Below are 1,041 nucleotides of genomic sequence, written 5' to 3'. Positions count from 1 at the left end.
GGAGAGTAAGAAACCGCCGACACCAAACAACAACAAACAACTCAATACAAGGTTGAAGGACCAAGACTTATCGAGTCTTGGTCCTTCAATTCGTTTTACAACCATTGTGTGTTGCAATTGAAGGGTCCATTTCTGATTGCGCACGAACCACCCGAGACGTTGCGTATATCGATACCTGGAGCCCATTTGTCAGGGCGGCATTACTTACCCCACCAATGTTGCTCAGTCCTGTTCTCACACAGAATCGTAGAATGAGAAGCGCGAGTATTTTAGGGTCGCGTTGCTTCGCCGGTTCACGTTGAAGGACTAGGAACATGGTTGAATTTCTTTTCTTCCTTGCCCCTTCAGTGCTCTATATCCTTGTCCGACGCGGGTCAATCGGGGTGTCTCGAGCTCGGGCAAATGTGGGTTGGCGCTGGGGAAACCTGCAGGCAGCAGCTTTAAGTGTCATCTTGTTCCCTGTGCTGCTTGGAATAGGTTATCTTGGTATCCGTCTTGTATCTACGGATAGTCTCGGCATGCCGGGCGTCGTTCTTGTTCAAGGGGTAAGCGTTGCCGCGATTCTAAGGGCTGCAGGCGAAGAGTTTTTCTTCCGAGGATTTCTCGGGGGTTTACTTCTTCGGCGTTGGGGATTGTGGGCCGGAAACACTTTTCAGGCGGCCCTTTTCCTTTTGCCCCATGTGGTGTTGTTGAGCTTTGATGCTCATCTGTGGCCCGTACTTCCGGTTCAATTCCTCGGTGGGTGGATACTTGGGGCGGTGAGATTTCGCTCCGGTAGCGTCATTGAGTGCTCAGTCTTACATGCCGCCCTCAACATAGGTATCGGATTGTTGGCGGGTTAGGTGAAGGATTGCGTGTGGCTGCTCAACGCGACTATTGGTTGACACTGAGCACAAAGCCGCGTGCCGCAGGCATTTTCTTCGTACGTCAGGCGGGAACTGCTTCGCTGATGACTTCAGGACGCTTGCAGAAAGCAAAGCGCACCTTGTGCTCCTATGGTTCGGGTTTGTTTGTTCAGAAGACTGAAATGGTAGCGGTGTG

The 1,041-nt window shown here is 51.6% G+C and carries 2 protein-coding genes; both read left to right on the top strand.

Going from position 1 to position 1,041, the window contains the following annotated elements:
* Positions 1–314: 314 nt before the first annotated feature.
* Positions 315–842, top strand: coding sequence for a CPBP family intramembrane glutamic endopeptidase (locus tag HMPREF3056_RS01125; RefSeq protein ID WP_049157638.1), 528 nt, complete (start codon positions 315–317; stop codon positions 840–842).
* 14 nt (positions 843–856) lie between these two features.
* On the top strand, positions 857–1,041 hold a 185-nt coding region (locus tag HMPREF3056_RS13590), incomplete at its 3' end, for a hypothetical protein (RefSeq protein WP_210401768.1).

The sequence above is a fragment of the Corynebacterium sp. HMSC056F09 genome, assembly GCF_001815785.1.
Taxonomy (GTDB): domain Bacteria; phylum Actinomycetota; class Actinomycetes; order Mycobacteriales; family Mycobacteriaceae; genus Corynebacterium; species Corynebacterium hiratae.
This window is presented reverse-complemented; position numbering and strand designations above follow the sequence as displayed.

Bases quoted from the DNA above. Each gene is read 5' to 3' on its own strand.
- HMPREF3056_RS01125 (WP_049157638.1), top strand. From the start codon at position 315: ATGGTTGAATTTCTTTTCTTCCTTGCCCCTTCAGTGCTCTATATCCTT.